The sequence below is a fragment of the Microbispora sp. NPDC088329 genome (assembly GCF_040685655.1).
In the GTDB taxonomy this organism is placed as follows: Bacteria; Actinomycetota; Actinomycetes; order Streptosporangiales; family Streptosporangiaceae; genus Microbispora.
Map to the genome: position 1 here is coordinate 372,129 of NZ_JBFBIP010000004.1, position 16,935 is coordinate 389,063.

A 16,935-nucleotide genomic window follows, 5' to 3' on the forward strand; every position below is an offset into this window, starting at 1 on the left:
ATGAAACGCACGCAGGGGTTCATTCTCGACGGGAACTTTCCCGCTGCCGCTCGGGCCGCGGGCAAGGCCTACGCGCTGGCGGAGAGCACCGCCGACAAGGCGATGGCTCTGGCGGGCCTGAGTGGGGTCCACACCGTCGCCGGGGACCTCGAAGCCGCGCAGCGGGCGATCGACCGGGCGTTCGAGTTGGCGGGCGAGTCGGACGCGGCGATTCACGCCTCGATATCGATGCTGCGCGCCAATCTGGAGCACCTGCGCGGCGACCCGGCGCAGGCGCTGGCCACGCTCACCGCAGGGGTGGAGCGAATCTCGAAGGACGCGGATCCGGCGGCGCCGAGCATGATCCACGTCATGCTGCTGGGCGCTCTCGCCGCCGCTTACGCGGAGACAGGGCAGCCACGACAAGCCCTGCGGCGCTACCAGGAGGCGTACGCGCTGGGTGAACTGCTGCGCGAGCGCGACCAGGTGATCCTTCCGCAGATCACCGTGGACATCGCTTTGGTGCACCGCGACATGGGCGACTGGGACCGCGCACACGAACTGGCGCAGGAGGGCCTGGCGGCCGCCGCGCGCATGCCGGCTGTCCGAGGTCCCGCGTTGGCCCGGCTGCACGTCGCCGCCGCGGTCATCAAGCGCAGGGTGGGCGACACCGAGGGGGCGCTGGCTCTCCTTGAGCAGGTGGAGGAGTTCTGGACGACCAAGGTGCCCCCCGACCACATCGAACGCGTGTCGGTCAGGCTCAACCGGGCCGCGATAGCCGCGGATCTGGGCCATCACGCCGATGCCCGGCGCCTGCTCAGCCGGCTCGCCGGAGAACTCCCCAAGGGCGGCAACGCCACTGCCGCGGGGGTGCTGGCCGAGTACAACCTGGCGCTGCTGGAATACAAGGGGGGTGAGCTGCCCGCCGCGCGGTCGCGAGCAGACGCGTTGCTGCCCGCCATGGTGTCCGTCTTCGGTCCCAGCCATCTGCACACAGCCACAACACAGGTGCTGAGGGCCTGCCTGCTCGCCGACGCGGGTGATCACGAGCAGGCCCTCGGACTGGCGGCGACCGCGATCGAGGCGGAAAACCACATCCAGTGGACCGCGTTCGGCGCGGGCGGCCAGGGCGTTCGTAGGGCGATCCTCGACCGCCTCGCGCAAACCCTGCAGATCGAGGTGTCGCTGGCACTGTCCGCTCCCGATCACCTGGCCGGGTCGGCCATCCGGACGGCCTTCGCGGCGGTCTCGGGGAGGAAGGGGGCTTCACGGGAAGGTTTCACCGCACTTGTGGGGAATGCCCGAGACAGCGGCACGCTCGCGGAGTTCGTCCAGCTCTCGGCCCAGTTGCTCCAGCTGATGACGAGCCATCCGGACGGGGCCGAGCTGACGCAGCTGTCGCGGTTGCTCGACCGGCAGGAGGCACTGGAGTCCGCGCTCGCCGACGCCGTGCCGCAACAGGCACTGCACCTGCACGCCCTGCGGGCCACTCCCGAGCGGATCCTCGCCGCGCTCGCACCGGGAACCGCCTTGCTGGAGGTCTTCCAGTGGGTGCCCTTCGACCTGACGAGAGGGGTGAGCCGGGATGTGGGCGAGGCGGAGTACATCGGCTTCCTCGCCGCGAACGACGCCGTCCGCCTCGTGCGGCTGGGCCGCGCCGCGGACATCGACGCGGAGGTAGGCCGCTGGCAGGAGAACGTGGCAGTGGCGGGACGTCATGAACCGCCGCTGCCGCTCGACCCGCGTCCCATGGCAGATCTGGGTGCCGTCCTCGTCGAACCGCTACTGGCCGCGATCGACGAGGCGGGGGGACCGGCCCTGCGACACCTGCACATCGCGCCGGACGGCGATCTGGGGCTGATCCCCTGGGAGCTTCTACCGGGGGAGGACGGCCGGGCGCTCGCCGAGAACCTGTCGCTGAGCTACCTGAGCACGGGCCGTGACGTGCTGACGTTCGACAGGGAGCGGGGTGAGGGTTCCAGGGCGCTGGTGATGGCCGACCCGGACTTCGGCCCCATCGAGGGGGAGGACCTGTCGGAGTGGCGGGGGTTGAGCCAGGCGTTCCCCGAGGGCTTTCCACCGCTGCCCGGGACCAGGGAGGAGGGCGAGACGGTCGCCCGGCTGCTGGGCGGCGAGTTGCGTGTGGGGGCCGCGGCCGATCGCGACGCCCTGGCCGCGGTGCGCGCACCGCGTGTCGTTCATCTGGCCACGCACGGTTTCTTCCTTCCCGACCCCGATCCCGAATGGGCGCTCGACCTCGCGGCCACGCTCGACCCGGAAACGCGGATCCCGTGGCGCGCGGTGCCCCGGCCACTGCTCCGCTGCGGCCTCGCCCTGGCGGGTGCCAACACGGCGATCGCGGACGCGCCGCCCGGGATCGTCACCGGTGAGGACATCGTGGGGTTGGACCTGCGTGACACGCGACTGGTCGTTCTGTCGGCGTGTGACACCGGCCGGGGACTAGTCGAACCCGGCGAGGGAGTGCTCAACCTCGCGCATGCCTTCACGGTCGCCGGGGCGCGTGCGGTCGTGCTCAGCTTGTGGAAGGTGCACGACTCACTCGGACGCCGGTTGATGGAGACCTTCTACGCCCGTCTCGCCGAGGGAATCGCGCCCCTGAACGCGCTGCGCCTCGCGCAGCGTGACCTCCGTGATCGGTACCCGGACCCGTACTGCTGGGCCGGCTTCGTGTTGTACGGCGCCGGTGATCGGGCGGTGGATCCCCATGCCGCGAGCGGTGAACCCGCCGCCGATGTGACGTGAACGGGACACAGGGGCGGTGGGACCCCTCCGCCCGTCGTCAGCGCGGCGGCCGGGCGTAGTCGTCGAGGGCACGCACGATCAGCGCCCTCGCGTCGTCGTGGAAGGCCGCCACCTCGCAGAACTCCTCGAACGCCTGCGCGTAGAAGGCGACGTCCTCGGCGTCGCGCAGCAGCAGGTCCCTGGTCCTGGTCGCCACCCCGACCACGCAGTCGTCGTAGATCCAGAACGAGTTCATCAAGGCGGACGGCAACTGCGCCTCGAACGGCAGCAGCCCGAACTCCACGTTCGGCAGCGTGGTCACCGCGATCAGCCGGTCGAGCTGGCCGCGCATCACATCCGGGGGCGCGAGCCGGTAACGCAGCACCGCCTCCGGCATGACGAACCGGAACCGCCTCGCCGGGTCGTACAGGATCTCCTGGCGCCGCATGCGGACCCTGATCGCGTCGTCCACGTCGTCGGTGGTCTCATGCACCCGCCTGACCTTGCCGAAGATGTGCCTGGCGTACTCGGTGGTCTGCAGCAGGCCGATCACCACACCCGGCTCGAAGGCCCGGACCAGCCGGGTGCGCGCCTCCAGGTCGCGAACGTCCTCCTGTAGCGCGGCGAGGCCGTTCCTGTGCCGCTGCCGCCAGGAGTCGTGCCGTTCCAGCAGCCCGGCCGCCTGCCGCATCAGGCCGTCGATCGTGCCGGGGTCGGCCTCCACCGCCTTCCCCCACAGGGCCACGTCGTCCTCGGTGACGGTCTGGCGGGCGTTCTCGATGCGCGAGACCTTCGACGGCTGCCAGCGCAGCCGCTCGGCGAGGTCCTTCCCGGACAGGCGGGCGTTCTCCCGCAACCGGCGTAGCTGGGCTCCCAGGTCCATCCGGGCCTGATGGAAACCGCTCACTCACACCTCCGGTTGTGGTGCGGTCCACGGTAGACCCGGCACGCCGGATCATGCCATACGGCGGCCCTCAACCGTGATCGGGCAGGACCCGCCGGGCGATCTCGACGAGGAGCTCCCTCGGCACCTCGACCGCGGTCTCCCCGTCGAGTACGTGGCGCAGGTCGCCACGTGCCTGCCGGTCCACGACCTCCAGGCCCTGGACGACGATGGTGCCGCGGTCGGTCTCGTAGAGGGAGGGACAGGCCCCCGCCTCGGAGGTGGAGCCGAGAAAGCGCAACCGCATGTCCTTCTCCCCCGATTCGCGGCGATCGCGCGCAATCCTAGTCAAGCGGGGACGGGCACGCACACGGCGCGAAGACGCTCTCCAAGGGCCTTCGCCTGGGCGTCGAGCAGCGGGCTGGCCGCAACGCCCCGGCCCAGCAGCCCGTGGACGACGAAATTCAGCGCGTACAGGTTCGGCAGCGCGAACCGCTCGACCCGCACGAGGGCGACCTCCGGCAGCAGCCGTTTCAGCCGGTCGACGGTCAGGAACGCCGCGAGCCACGGATACCGGGCGGGATCGCGCACCCAGACGCCGAGGTTGGCGTCGCCGCCCTTGTCGCCCGAGCGGGCGCCGACGACCGTGCCGAGCGGCGCGACCGGCCCGGCCGCGAGATCCCCCGTGTACGGCGGGATCGCGGCGCCGGCGGCGTCGCCGGGCGGCGGCCCGCCCGCCTGCTCGCCCAGCACCGGACGGGGCGGGGTGTGCGGCACCTCGACGCGGAGCCCGCCCATGGTCACCACCGGGAGCACGGCCTCCGTGTCGGCCGACGAGGGCCAGTAGACGCCGTACGGGGAGGCGTCGCCGGGCGGCGTCAGGCCGTAGAAGCCGGGGTAGCTCGCCAGGCCGGTCTCCACGACCGCGGAGGAGAACGCCCGCCCCGCCATGCGCGGATCGGGATCCATGACCGTGATCCGCAGCAGCGCGGTCCCACCCGTGTCCGTGCCGCTCACGCCGAGGGGGGTCAGCTCCACGTGGACCTGCTCGAACGACTCGCGCGGGACGCGGGCCCAGATCGCCTCCTGCGCGATCCGGGCCTTGGCGGCGAGATCGAGGCCGGTGAGCACGAGCGTCATCGTGTTGCGGTGGCCGCCGAGGTAGGTGACAGCGACCTTCAGCCTGTCCGGCGGGGGTTCACCGCGCACGCCGGTGATCCTCACCCGGTCGGGGCCCTCCTGCTCCAGCCGGATGGTGTCGAACCGGGCGGTCACGTCCGGTCCGAGGTAGCGCGGCGAGGCGATCTCGTACAGCAGCTGCGCGGTCACGGTCTCGGTCGAGACCAGGCCACCTGTGCCGGGGTGCTTGGTGATCACGCTCGATCCGTCGGCGTACAGCTCGGCGACGGGGAAGCCGCAGTGGGCGAGATCCGGCACCTCCTCGAAGAAGGCGTAGTTGCCGCCGGTCGCCTGGCAGCCGCACTCGATCACGTGCCCGGCCACGACGGATCCGGCCAGCGGATCGAGGTCGGCGGGTTCCCAGCCGAACCACCACATGCCGGGCCCGGTCACCAGCGCCGCGTCGGTGACCCGTCCGGTGACCACGACGTCCGCGCCGTGCTCCAGGGCCACGGCGATGGGCCGGCCGCCGAGGTAGGCGTTGGCGGTCAGCGGGGTCGCCGTGAGCGTCTCGCCGGTGTCGGCGTTGACCGGCGGCGCGGCGAGCGGCATGAGGTCGTCGCCGGTGACGTGGGCGACGGCCGCGCGCAGCCCGAGCCGGTCGGCCAGGGCCGCGACGGCCTCCGCGCAACCGGCGGGATCGAGGCCGCCCGCGTTGGCGACGACTCTGATGCCCCGGTCGAGGCAGGTGCCGAGGACCTGCTCCATCTGGGTGAGAAACGTCCGGGCGTAGCCGGGGCGGCCCCTGAGCCGGTTGCCCGCGAGGATCGACATGGTGAGCTCGGCCAGCCAGTCGCCGGTCAGCACGTCGATCGGCCCACCCTCGACCATCTCCCGGGCGGCCGACAGCCGGTCGCCGTAGAAGCCGCCGCAGTTCGCGACGCGCACCGGTCCCGGCCGCCCGGCCCGCGCCGTCATCGCCCGGCGTCTCCGGCCGCGGACGTGCCGCCGGGCCGCCGCGGCTCGGCGTTCCCCGGGCTCGTCCGGGACGCGCTCTCGCCCCTCCCGCGGGCCCCCGCCGCCTGTGGGGGAGCAACGTCCGCGGAGTCCGTCTGAGGCTCGGCCGGGACCCAGGCGGCGGGCCGTTTCTCCGCGAACGCCCGGATGCCCTCCTGCCCCTCCTCGGAGGTGAAGCGTTCGGCCGACAGGGCGGCCATGGCGCGCAACCCCTCCTCGACCGGCAGCAACGGCACCTCCCGTACGAGACGCTTGGTGATCGCCAGCGCCTCGGGGCCGCCGCGCAGCAGCATGCCGGTGTAGTGCGCCACGGTCGCGTCGAGGTCCTCCTGCGGGACGGCCCGGGTCAGCAGGCCGATCTCGACCGCGCGCCCGGCGCTGAAGACCTCGCCGGTGAGGAGGTATTCACCCGCCGCCCGCGGCTCCAGGCGGCGCAGACAGGTGACCGCGATCATGGCGGGGACCACCCCGAGCCGCACCTCGGTGAAGGCGAACGACGCGGTCACCGGGGCGACGGCGAAGTCGCAGGCCGCCACCAGGCCGAGGCCGCCCGCCCGGGCCGTGCCGTTCAGGCGGCACACGACCGGTTTCGGGCTCTCCCAGATCCGCAGCATGATGCCGGGGAACGACGCGGTGACCGGCGCCCCGCCGGCGCGCTGCTCCTTCAGGTCGGCGCCCGCGCAGAACACCGGTCCCGTGCCGGTCAGCACGATCACCCGGACGGCGTCCTCGTCCAGCGCCCATGACAGGGCCTCGTCGAGTTGCCCCAGCAGCCGGGACGACAACGCGTTGCGGTTGTGCGGCGAGTCGAGTGTGATCGTGGCCACGCCGCCCGCCTGCTCCCGGCGTACCAGGATCTCCTGGGGTGTGCTCGTGGTCACTCCGCCTCCTCGCCCGGATCCGCGCCGGTCGCCGTGTCGCTCACCGTGCCCGCCGCACCGGCCTCCGTCTCGGCCCGTGTTCCGGCCGCCGCATCGGCCGCCGCATCGGTCGCCGCATCGGCTCCCGCCCGGGGCTCGGGGCCATCCGGGTGCGCGACGCCGCCGGGTCCCCGCGGCGGCGACGGCTCGATCACGGCGAGCGGCACGCCCGCCTCGACCTGCGCGCCCGGCGTCACGTGCAGCGCGGCCACCGTGCCCGAGGCGGGGGACACGAGCGTGTGCTCCATCTTCATCGCCTCCAGGACCACCACCGGCTGCCCGGCCTCGACCAGGTCGCCGGGCTTGACCTCGACACGCAGGACCGTACCCGGCATCGGGGCGGGCAGTGCTCCGGGCGTCGCGATCGCGGCCGGTCCGGGCAGCCGCTCGACCGGGATGAGCCGCACCGGACCGAGCGGAGAGTCGACATGCACGAGCCGCCGGCCGTCGGGGCCCGGGTACGCGGCCACCTCGAAGGCCCGCCGCAGCCCCGCCGTCTCCAGCACCACCCGGCCCGGTTCCGCCGCTACGAGCGTGACGTCCTCGAAGCCCTCGGCCCGCAGACCGTCCCTGGTCAGCCGGTAAGCGATCTCCATGTGTCCGCCGTCCTCCGTGCGGAACGCCGTGCGCTGCGGCTGGGAGGGAACGTTGCGCCAGCCGCTCGGCAGTCCGCCCAGCACCCCTCCGCGCAGGGCGCCGGAGCGGTTGGCCGCCGCCCCGGCGAGCGCCGCCGCGAGCGCGGACAGCCGTACGGCCCCGGGCCCGGCGAGCGGTGCCGGAGCGGCATGCCGGTCGAGGAAGCCGGTGTCGAGCGCCCCGGACAGGAAGTCCGGGTGCCGCAGCACTCCCACGAGCAGGTCGCGGTTGGTCGTCAGCCCGTGGATCCGCGCCCGCGCGAGCGCGTCCGCCAGCCGCCGGGCCGCCTCCGCCCGGTCCCGGCCGTACGAGACGACCTTGGCGAGCATGGGGTCGTAGTGAACGCCCACCTCGCTGCCGGAGACCACCCCGGAGTCGAGCCGCAGCCGTGCCCCGAGTCCGAACTCGCCGTCCACGCCGGGGATCTCGAAGCGATGCAGCACACCGCTCTGCGGGCGGCCCTCGGAGTCCTCCGCGTAGAGGCGGGCCTCGATCGCGTGCCCGACCGGGCTCGGCGGCAGCGCGGCGAGATGGGCGCCCTCGGCCACCTCGATCTGCAGCCGGACCAGGTCGACGCCGTAGACGCACTCGGTGACCGGGTGCTCCACCTGGAGGCGGGTGTTCATCTCCAGGAAGAAGAAACCCTCGTCCGACAGCAGGAACTCGACGGTCCCGGCGCCCTGGTAGCCGATCGCGCGGGCGGCCCGGATCGCCGCCTCGCTCAGGTCGCGGCGCAGCTCGGGGGTGACCGCGGGGGAGGGGGCCTCCTCGATCACCTTCTGGTGGCGGCGCTGGATCGAGCACTCGCGCTCGCCCAGCGCCCAGACCGTGCCGTGGGCGTCGGCGAGGATCTGCACCTCGATGTGGCGGGCGCCCTCCAGCAGCGGCTCGGCGAACAGCGTGCCGTCGCCGAAGGCCGACAGCGCCTCCCGCCGGGCCGACTCGACGGCGCCGGCCAGATCGGAGGGATCGCGCACCACCCGCATGCCGCGCCCGCCGCCGCCCGCCGACGCCTTGACCAGCACGGGCGAGGTGATCTCCACAGGCGCGTCCGGGGACAGCGGGATGGTCGGCAGCACCGGCACCCCGGCCTCCTCCATCAGCGCCTTCGCCTCGATCTTCTTGCCCATCGCGGCGACGGCCTCGGGGGAGGGGCCGATCCAGGTCAGCCCGGCGTCCAGCACGGCGCGGGCGAAGGCGGCGTTCTCCGACAGGAAGCCGTAGCCGGGATGGACCGCGTCGGCTCCCGACCTGCGGGCCGCCTCGACGATCCGCTCCCGGTCGAGGTACGCCAGGGGGGCGCCCAGCCGTACGGCCTGGTCGGCCTCGGCGGTGTGCGGGGCGGACGCGTCGGCGTCGGAGAAGACGGCGACGGTCTCGATCCCCAGCTCGCGGCAGGTCCGGAAGACCCGGCGGGCGATCTCCCCGCGGTTCGCGACCAGCAGCCGCCCGATCATGACCCCTCACCCCCGTCGATCCGCGTACGCGTGGTGCCGATGAGCATGCCGGTCACATCCGGAAGACGCCGTAGCCGGGCCTGCCGGCGTCGGGCGCTCCCGCCACCGCGGACAGGCACAGCCCGAGCACCGTACGGGTGTCGCGGGGGTCGATGACCCCGTCGTCGTACAGCCGGCCGGACAGGAAGAACGCGGCCGACTCCGACTCGATCTGCGCCTCGACCGCCGCGCGCATCGCCACGTCGGCCTCCTCGTCGTAGACCTGTCCCCGCGCCTGCGCGGCGGCCCGGCCCACGATCGACATGACGCCCGCGAGCTGGGCAGGCCCCATGACCGCCGACTTCGCGCTCGGCCAGCTGAACAGGAAGCGGGGGTCGTAGGCCCGTCCGCACATGCCGTAGTTGCCCGCGCCGTAGGAGGCGCCCATCACGATCGTGATGTGCGGCACGGTCGAGTTGGCCACCGCGTTGATCATCAGCGCGCCGTGCTTGATGATGCCGCTCTGCTCGTACTCCCTGCCGACCATGTACCCCGTGGTGTTCTGCAGGAAGATCAGCGGCGTACGCGACTGGTTCGCGAGCTGGATGAACTGGGCGGCCTTCTGCGACTCCGCGCCGAACAGCACGCCGCCGGCGTTGGCGAGGACCCCGACCGGGTGGCCGTGGACACTCGCCCACCCGGTGACCAGGCTCGGCCCGTAGAGCGGCTTGAACTCGTCGAAGTCGCTGCCGTCCACCACCCGGGCCAGGACCTCGCGAGGGTCGAACGGGACCTTCAGGTCATCGGGCACAACGCCCAGCAACTCGTCCTCGTCGTACAGCGGGGCCGCGTAGCCCTCCACTGGCGCGTTCCCGGCCTTGCGCCAGTCGAGCCGCCGCACGATGCGGCGGCCGATGCGCAGCGCGTCGTACTCGTCGGCGGCGAGGTGGTCGGCCAGCCCGGAGACCCGCGCGTGCATCTGCGCGCCGCCCAGCGACTCGTCGTCGGACTCCTCCCCGGTCGCCATCTTCACCAGGGGCGGGCCGCCGAGGAACACCTTGGCCCGCTCCCGCACCATGACGACGTGGTCGCTCAGGCCCGGCACGTACGCGCCGCCCGCGGTGGCGTTGCCGAAGACCAGCGCGATCGTCGGGACGCCCTCGGCCGACAGCCGGGTCAGGTCGCGGAAGACCTGGCCGCCGGGGATGAAGATGTCCTTCTGCGACGGCAGGTCCGCGCCGCCCGACTCCACCAGGTTCACGTACGGCATGCGGTTGCGCAGCGCGATCTCGGCGGCGCGCAGCGTCTTGCGCAGCGTCCAGGGGTTGGACGCGCCGCCGCGCACGGTCGGGTCGCTGGCCGTGACGACGCACTCGACGCCCTCGATCACCCCGATGCCGGTCACGACGCTCGCCCCGACCGGATACTCGGTGCCCCAGGCCGCCAGCGGGGACAGCTCCAGGAACGGCGAGTCGGGGTCGACGAGCAGCTCGATCCGCTCGCGGGGGAGCAGCTTGCCGCGCTCCCGGTGCCGTTCGACGTATTTCGGCCCGCCTCCGGCGACGGCCTTCGCGTGCTCGGCCTCGAGATCGGCGAGCTTCGCCAGCATGGCCTCGCGCCGGGCGCCGTAGTCGCCGCCGGAGGTGTCCAGCCGGCTCACGAGCACCGTCATGGCACCACCGAACCCAGTTCTGTCACGTGATGATCCTCAGGGTTGGCCCGCCGTCACGTCAACGAGGCGAGTCCGCCACCGGCGCTCCGGCCGTCCGCTCGCCCCGGGTCCCACTCAGGTCCCCACTCAGATGGATGACGGGCGTGACGGAGATCGGCAGGGACGCCGCCTGCCGAAGGAAGAGGCGCACTTCTCGTACGCGTTACCACACCTTCCCGGACGGGCGGTCGTACGTGGTCAGCCGCAGTGGGACCACCCGCTGGTCCAGGCGGCGGTGCCGTAGCCGCCGCCCCAGATGACGCACTTGCCCTTGGCCGGCAGCCGGAGCGGCCCGGCGTAGGTCGTGTAGGAGCCGGAGTCGTTGCCCGACGAGCCGTTCTGGACCTTGAGCACGGCGCTCATCTTGATCTTCCCGGGCACGACGTACTTCGACATCGTGATCACGCAGTTGTAGCCGTTGGACGCGTTGTAGAGCAGATACGTCGTCGCCTGCCCGTAGGAGTGCGAGTCGACGACGGCGTAGCCGCCGCCGCACACGCCCTTGGCGGTGTACGGGTTGGGCTTGGGCGCCGCCGTGGTCTTCGCCGGGGTCGGCTTGACCGTCGGGCTGGGCTTGGGCGCCGCGGTGGTCTTCACCGGCGCCGGAGTGGTCTTGGCCGGTGCCGGTGTGGACTGCGCCGGTGGCGTGACCCTGTGCGCGCTTGTGGGCTTGACCTCGGCCGGGATCGTCCTGCCGGTCGACGGCCGCGCCTGGCGGGTGCGCGAGGGGGAGGCGGCCGGTTTCGCGATCGGGCTGGGCAGCCGGGCAGCCGGGCTCGGCGATGGTTTCCTGGCCTTGTGCCGCTCGGGGATGATCGGCTCGGACGGCTGCGGGACGGGCACCTCGGCGTCCTGGGACTCCGTCACCCTGGGCGAGGCGGTGGGGCCGAGGGTGTCCTCCGCGGAGATCTGCTGGGCGGACACCCATGTCGGCACGAGGAAGGCCGCCGCCGCGAGGGCCGACACCCCGATCCCGGCCGCCGTCCACGTCAGCACCGGCCGCCGCGGCCGCGACCCGTCGGGGCCGGGCCCGCGCCGCACGGGCTGTGCGGGCGGCGTAGGTGCTCCGGCGCCCTGCGGCCCCGGTGCGGGCGCGTGCGGGCCCGGAGCATGCGGCCCGGACACCGGTGCGGCGCCCTGTGCTCCCGGCATGGCGCCCTGTGCTCCCGGCATGGGGGCATGCGGGCCGGCCCCGTGCGGCCCCGGCCCGGACGCCTGCGGCTGCGGTGCGGCGGCGGGCCGGACGGGCACGGTGGGCTGCCCGGTGAGCCGCGCGACCACGTCCTCGGCCGAGGGACGCGGCATGGGGTCCTTCGACAGGCAGGCGGCGACGATGTCCCGCAGGGGCGCCGCGAGATCGCCCAGGTCGGGCGGCGCCTGCAGAATCCGCGTGATCACCGAGGGGATCGAGTCCGCCCCGAAGGCGGGCCTGCCGGTGGCGGCGAACACCATCGTGACGCCCCAGGCGAACATGTCGGCGGAGGCGCCCGCCGTGCCGCCCGAGAGCACTTCGGGGGCCAGGTAGGCGGGGGTGCCGATGGACGCGCCCGTCGCGGTGGACTGGGGCGAGTCGGGTGCCCTGGCCACTCCGAAGTCGATGACGACCGGACCCTCGGGGCCCATCAGGACGTTGGCCGGCTTGAAGTCGCGATGGGTGATCCCCGCCCGGTGGATGGCGGCCAGCGCCGTTGCCGTGCTGATGGCCAGCCGTTCGAGCGCGGCGCCCCGGCGCGGCCCCTCCCGGTCCACGAGCTGCCGCAGCGAGGGCCCGGGCACGAACTCGCTGACGATGTACGGCTGGTTGCCCGCGAGATCGGCGTACAGGACGGGGGCCGTGCAGAAGGGCGCGACCCGCTGCGCCAGCGCGACCTCGCGCAGGAACCGCTCCCGCGCCTCCGGATCGGCCGTCAGCCGGGTGTGCAGCAACTTGACCGCGACCTGCTCGCCCGCCGGGCCACGCCCGAGGAAGACGACCCCCTGGCCACCCTCCCCGAGCCGGTCGACGAGCGTGAACGGGCCCAGGCGGTCCGGATCTCCAGCCTCTAATGCCACCATTGCCCCCGATTACCCCTACATCTTGACAATGGAGGCAAACGCTACCAGTGGTCAGATGGCCTTACCGGGGTTGAGGATGTTGAGCGGGTCGAACACCTGCTTGATGCCCTGGTGCAGTTCGGCCGCCACCGGGCCGGTCTCCAGGCTCAGCCAGCGCTTCTTCAGCAGGCCGACGCCGTGCTCGCCGGTCAGCGTGCCGCCGAGACCGAGCGCGGCACGGAAGACCTCGTCGGCCGCGGCCCAGACCTCCTCCGGTGGCTCGGCCAGGCCCCGGTCGAACACGAACACCGGGTGCAGGTTGCCGTCCCCCGCGTGCGCGACCGTCGCGATCATGACGCCGTGCCGGACCGCGACCTCCTCGATCTTGGTGATCATCTCGGGGAGCACCGACCGGGGCACGCACACGTCCTCGACCAGGCACTGGCCCAGCCGTTCCTTGGCCTGGTAGGCCAGGCGCCTGATGCCGATGAGCTCGGCCGCCTCCTCCGGGGTGGAGGAGACCGCGACGAATGAGGCGGCCGCGCACAGGTCCGCCATCCGGGCGGCCATCTCGTCCGCCGCGCCCTCCGCCTGGGCGATGAGCATCGCCCTGGTGGACGGCTCCAGCCCGATGTTCTTCCAGTCGTCGATGGCCTGCAGCGTCGTGCGGTCCATGAGTTCGAGCAGCGAGGGCTGACAGCCCGCGGCGACGATCGCCGACACGGCCGCCGCGGCGTCGCGCAGCGAGGTGAACTCGGCGGCGACCGTGGCCGTCTCGCGCGGCGCCCGCCGCAGCCGCAGCGTCGCGGCCGTGATCACACCGAGCGTGCCCTCCGAGCCGACGAACAGGCCGGTCAGGTCGTAGCCGGTCACGCCCTTCATCGTGCGGCGGCCGGTGTTCAGCACCCGACCGTCCGCCAGCACGACCTCAAGGCCCAGCGCCGAGTCGCGGGTCACGCCGTACTTCACGCACCGCAGGCCGCCCGCGTTCGTCGCCAGGTTGCCGCCGATGGTCGAGATCTCGTACGACGAGGGGTCGGGGGCGTACATCAGGCCGTGCTCGCGGGCCGCCCGGTCGAGGTCGGCGGTGATGACGCCGGGCTCCACGACGGCGATCTCGTCCTGCGGCGACAGCTCACGGATCGCGGTCATCCGTGCGAGGGACAGGACGACGCAGCCGTCCACGGCCGTCGCCCCGCCGGCGAGGCCGGTGCCCGCGCCGCGCGGGACCACCGGCACGCGGTGCTCGCTCGCCCAGCGCATCGTGGCCACGACGTCGTCGCGCGACTGCGCGAGGACCACGCCGAGCGGCCGGCCGGGCCGCACGAACGTGCGGTCCCTGGCATACGAGTCGACCACGTCGGGATCGGTGAGGACTCGCCCGTCCGGCAGCGCCGCGGCGAGCGCGGAGGTCAGCTCGTTCACGTGAGGACTTTACGGCACGGTTCGGTATCGGGTCTCATCCGGAATTATTAACGGTTTTCGGTACAGATCACATTTTGACAACCATGCCGGATGCCTCTTTACCCGCCCTTTACCCCCTCGTTTAAGGTCCCGCATGCGCGCTCATCCCGGCGCGCCGTGCATGGGTGTCCGGGGAACCCGGACGGGAAGGGATCTCGTTGTCCAGAAGAATCCGGCGTCTCGCCGCGATCGTGCCCGCGCTCGGGCTGGCGGCAGGAGGTCTGGCCGCGGCCGGTGCGGCGGCTGCGGCTCCTACGGCGGGCTACCAGCCCTCCGCCAAGGACCACTACATCAACTACGCGCCGCCGCGCGCGCAGGGCGACTTCACCACGACCGAGGAGAAGGTCCCGGCCAAGGGCGCCCAGCGCACCGCGGCCCTGGCGCGGGCCGTCGACCACAAGTTCGCCAGCGGCAACCCCGTCGCGGCGCGCGTGCTGGCCAAGCACGAGAAGCAGGCGATCAGGACCGGCAAGAACCCCTTCGACTTCATCTACAAGAAGGCGAAGACGACCCGGACCGCCAAGCTCCTCACGCTGCTGGTCGAGTTCAACGACCAGGCCAACGACGACTTCTCCGGCTGGTCGCACCCGAAGACGATCGACGACGTCGACGACTGCGTCACCGAGCCTCCGGGCACCAAGCTGAACGGCCCGCTGCACAACACGATCCCCAACCCCGCGACCGCCGCCGGCGGGGGCAAGGACAACAACTCCATGTGGGTGGCCGACTTCAACACCGCCCACTACAACAACATGCTCTACAGCTCGAAGGGGATCACGACCCGGGTCCGTCCGGACCTGAAGGACCCCCGGGACGGCAAGAAGGGCATCGACATCTCCGGCTCGACCATGAAGAACATGTACGAGGAGATGTCGAAGGGCGCCTACACCGTCACCGGTGAGGCCGTCGGCTGGCTCAAGGTCCCGCATTCCGAGGCGTGGTACGGCGCGGGCAAGTGCGGCACCTACCCGCAGGACATGACCGGCCACCCGGACAACCCGCGGGGCGCCGCCCAGCTCGCGGTCGACGCGGTCGACGCGCTGGTCAAGTCGAACCCGAGCTTCCCGTGGGCCGACTACGACGTGGAGGACGTCTCCGACGCCGACGGCGACGGCAACTTCGACGAGCCCGACGGCGTCATCGACCACCTCGTGCTGATCCACGCCGGTGAGGACAAGTCGGGCGGCGGTGGCAACGAGGGCACGTTCGCCCTGTGGGCCCACTCCAGCGACGTGGCCGGCGGCTACACCATCCCGGGCACGACCACCAAGATCTCCAACTACATCCTCCAGCCCGAGGACTCCGGCGTGGGCGTGTTCGCCCACGAGTACGGCCACGACCTCGGCCTGCCGGACCTGTACGACACCACCGGCGAGGGTGACTCCGACGTCGACTTCTGGGACCTGATGTCGAGCGGCTCGCACTCCGGGCCGATCTTCCAGTCCCTGCCCACCCACATGGGCCTGTGGGACAAGTGGGTGCTCGGCTGGGCCAACCCGAAGGTCATCGAGCAGGGCGGCAAGAAGCAGCTCGTCGCGGTCGGCCAGACCTCGCGCACGCCGAAGGGCACCGAGGACGGCATCCGGATCAACCTGCCGGACAAGCTGAACATCATGTCCACCCCGCACAGCGGGTCGAACCTGTGGTGGTCCAACAGCGACCAGGACTGGGCCGACAACAAGCTGAGCAGGACCGTCGACGTCCCGGCCGGGACGGACGTGAAGTTCCGGTGGTGGAGCGACTGGGGCATCGAGGCCGACTGGGACTTCGGCTTCTTCGAGGTCTCCGCCGACGGCGGCGCCACCTGGACCGAGCAGAAGATCTACAACGAGGACGGCAGCCTCGCCAGCACCGGCGACGACTACACCGACCCCAACGGCCGGCTGAAGGACTACGGCAACAAGAAGTACGGCCTCACCGGTGAGAGCGGCGGCTGGCACCACCTCTACGTCGACCTCGCGCCGTTCGCGGGCAAGTCCGTCCAGATCCGCCTGCGCTACAACACGGACGCGGCGTCCGTGCAGCGCGGCTGGTTCAACGACGACTTCTCGCTGAACAACGGCGCCACCGCGGTCTGGACCGACGACGTCGAGGGCGGCGCCAACGGCTGGACGGCCACCAAGGGCACCTTCACCGACAGCAGCGGCGCCGGGTGGGTCATCCACTCCGGCCAGGAGCAGGCGGCGCAGTACTACCTGGCCGAGTGGCGCAACTTCGACGGGTTCGACAAGGGCCTGGAGTACGCCTACGACTCGACCTGGCTGCGCGACGGCGCCTGGAAGGTCGAGAAGCTCAAGTACAACGCCCCCGGCCTGCTCGTGTGGTACCGCGACACCTCCGTGGCCAACAACGACGTCTCGGGCCGCACGTTCGACCTGCCGTCGGTGGGCCCGAAGGGCGAGCTGCTCATCGTGGACTCGCACTTCGACCCGCTGCGCCGTACGGGTGCGGCGGCCGCGCACGACCCGAGCACGCTGAAGAACCTCCAGTCCCGCCCGCAGTCGTCCAATGCGGCGTTCAACTTCGCCGGCACCTACCCGTTCAAGGAGTGCGTCGAGGGCGAGCCGTTCACGGAGTACTGCACCTCGTTCGGCAAGCAGGCCGCGGTCACGACGTTCACGGACGCCAAGGGCTGGTACCCCGGCCTGGAGGTCCGCGACGGCAGCCTCTACTACCGCCAGCGTGACTCCTCGGCCGTCGTCCCGTCCAAGGGCAACCAGATGTACTCGACCCGGGTCGTCAACGCCGACGGCACCCCGGCGAAGGAGCTGTACGGCACCGACATCGGCGGCGCGATCCTCGGCACCGGCAACCCCGGCGACGAGGGCAAGCAGCTCGGCGTGCAGATCAAGCTGATCAGCCCGCTTCCGGCCAACCTGGGCGCGATCGTCCAGGTCACCCCGGCCAAGAAGTGACCACCGGAGAAGTAACCGCAGAGAACTGACCGCCGGAACCGGCCGGCGGGAAGGCGCCCGCGCGAAGTGACGCGCCGAC

At 72.2% G+C, this 16,935-nt stretch carries 10 protein-coding genes; 2 read left to right on the top strand and 8 right to left on the bottom strand.

What is annotated here, in order from left to right:
• Complete coding sequence (locus AB0O28_RS11755; protein WP_363639010.1) at nt 1–2,742, top strand: CHAT domain-containing protein; 2,742 nt, start codon at nt 1–3, stop codon at nt 2,740–2,742.
• 37 nt (nt 2,743–2,779) lie between these two features.
• On the opposite strand, the gene AB0O28_RS11760 is transcribed toward AB0O28_RS11755, so the two are convergent.
• The 8 genes from AB0O28_RS11760 to AB0O28_RS11795 all read right to left on the bottom strand — a co-directional run bounded on the left by AB0O28_RS11760 (nt 2,780) and on the right by AB0O28_RS11795 (nt 13,902).
• Entirely contained in the window at nt 2,780–3,628 is an 849-nt protein-coding gene (locus tag AB0O28_RS11760; RefSeq protein WP_363639012.1) for a helix-turn-helix transcriptional regulator, read from the bottom strand.
• A 67-nt stretch (nt 3,629–3,695) separates the two neighbouring features.
• A complete protein-coding gene (locus AB0O28_RS11765) occupies nt 3,696–3,911 on the bottom strand; it encodes a hypothetical protein (RefSeq protein WP_363639014.1) in 216 nt (71 codons plus the stop codon).
• Nucleotides 3,912–3,952: 41 nt separating this feature from the next.
• Nucleotides 3,953–5,701 carry an acyclic terpene utilization AtuA family protein gene (locus tag AB0O28_RS11770; RefSeq protein WP_363639016.1) on the bottom strand — a complete coding sequence of 583 codons (1,749 nt, stop codon included), beginning with the start codon at nt 5,699–5,701 and terminating at the stop codon, nt 3,953–3,955.
• Nucleotides 5,698–6,621, bottom strand: a complete 924-nt coding sequence (locus AB0O28_RS11775; protein ID WP_363639018.1) for an enoyl-CoA hydratase-related protein — start codon at nt 6,619–6,621, stop codon at nt 5,698–5,700. Before AB0O28_RS11775 ends, AB0O28_RS11770 begins: the two co-directional genes overlap by 4 nt.
• Complete coding sequence (locus AB0O28_RS11780) at nt 6,618–8,753, bottom strand: biotin carboxylase N-terminal domain-containing protein (protein WP_363639020.1); 2,136 nt, start codon at nt 8,751–8,753, stop codon at nt 6,618–6,620. Before AB0O28_RS11780 ends, AB0O28_RS11775 begins: the two co-directional genes overlap by 4 nt.
• 52 nt (nt 8,754–8,805) lie before the next feature.
• On the bottom strand, nt 8,806–10,404 hold the full coding sequence (locus tag AB0O28_RS11785) for a carboxyl transferase domain-containing protein (protein WP_363639022.1): 1,599 nt from the start codon (nt 10,402–10,404) through the stop codon (nt 8,806–8,808).
• Nucleotides 10,405–10,641: 237 nt separating this feature from the next.
• Nucleotides 10,642–12,498 (bottom strand): protein kinase, encoded by a 1,857-nt coding sequence (locus AB0O28_RS11790; RefSeq protein ID WP_363639024.1) that lies wholly within the window; start codon nt 12,496–12,498, stop codon nt 10,642–10,644.
• 51 nt (nt 12,499–12,549) lie between these two features.
• On the bottom strand, nt 12,550–13,902 hold the full coding sequence (locus AB0O28_RS11795) for an FAD-linked oxidase C-terminal domain-containing protein (RefSeq protein ID WP_363639026.1): 1,353 nt from the start codon (nt 13,900–13,902) through the stop codon (nt 12,550–12,552).
• Between the two features lie 197 nt (nt 13,903–14,099).
• On the opposite strand from AB0O28_RS11795, the gene AB0O28_RS11800 reads away from it, so the two are divergent.
• Nucleotides 14,100–16,856, top strand: a complete 2,757-nt coding sequence (locus AB0O28_RS11800) for an immune inhibitor A domain-containing protein (RefSeq protein ID WP_363639028.1) — start codon at nt 14,100–14,102, stop codon at nt 16,854–16,856.
• Nucleotides 16,857–16,935 lie beyond the last annotated feature (79 nt).